The organism is Thermodesulfovibrionales bacterium (assembly GCA_026417875.1).
In the GTDB taxonomy this organism is placed as follows: domain Bacteria; phylum Nitrospirota; class Thermodesulfovibrionia; order Thermodesulfovibrionales; family CALJEL01; genus CALJEL01.
The window spans coordinates 1-547 of record JAOACK010000158.1 but is presented as its reverse complement, the minus strand read 5'-3'; the positions used below and the strand labels follow the sequence as shown (position 1 = coordinate 547).

The window sequence follows — 547 nt, the reverse complement described above, 5'->3', positions numbered from 1 at the left end:
ATAAGTCATTGATTTCAAAAGATTCATATCAGCCCCACCTTTTCATGCCTGCAAAAATCAAGACTGTAAATTTTCACGGAAGAAAAAATTATAATAAAATTATGAAACTTAGTAGAAAAATTCTTTTCCTTTCTTCTGAGGAAAGAAGGATTAAAAAATTGCTTCATGAAGAAATAAAGGCCTTTGAATCAGAAGACCTTGAAAATCTTATGTCAGGAGTTTCCTATAATTACCGCGATGAATATGGTTTCAATTATCTTTATTTAAAGGAATTCTTCAAAAAATTTTTCATGGTATATTCAGACCTTAAAGTTGAATATGAGAACCTTAAAATAGATATATCAGAGGATAAAGCTAAAGTAGAAATGGATGTAAGGATAATTGGAACGTCAGAAGAAAAAGAAACAGGCTATATAGCCGGTGATATTAAAACACCTCTTCACTTTATCTTTACACTTGAAAAAACGAGATTCAGATGGCTTGTTTTAAAAACAGAGATATCAAATTTAAATTAATAAATGGTGGCGGTGCAGGGATTCGAACCCCG

At 30.9% G+C, this 547-nt stretch carries 1 protein-coding gene; it reads left to right on the top strand.

Features of this window, described 5'->3' with window-relative positions; all coding sequences use genetic code 11:
* The coding region (locus N2257_10830) for a hypothetical protein (protein MCX7794879.1) at window positions 1-515 on the top strand (515 nt) is incomplete at its 5' end.
* Window positions 516-547: the final 32 nt, after the last annotated feature.